A 244-nucleotide genomic window follows, 5' to 3' on the forward strand; every position below is an offset into this window, starting at 1 on the left:
CAGGGCGAGCAGTTCGAGCTTGCGTTCGGTATCGAACGGCAGCAGGTAGGCCAACGGGGTGGCCAGGTCCTGCTGGCAGCCGGGCTCGCCGCCCACCTCCAGCGCGGCCACCATCGGATGCTCGGCCAGCACGCTGAGCAACGCGGCGAGATCGTTGTGTTCGTAGGTCAGGGGTTGCTCCGGCAGGTCTTCGAACCACTCGATCTCGCCGACGCTGAGCTGGTCGGCCTGGACCTCCACCGAC

The 244-nt window shown here is 67.6% G+C and carries 1 pseudogene; it reads right to left on the reverse strand.

What is annotated here, in order from left to right:
* Window positions 1-244, reverse strand: a pseudogene (locus GYB81_RS24120) (LON peptidase substrate-binding domain-containing protein); the annotation flags it as partial.

It is taken from the genome of Pseudomonas yangonensis, assembly GCF_009932725.1.
In the GTDB taxonomy this organism is placed as follows: Bacteria; Pseudomonadota; Gammaproteobacteria; order Pseudomonadales; family Pseudomonadaceae; genus Aquipseudomonas; species Aquipseudomonas yangonensis.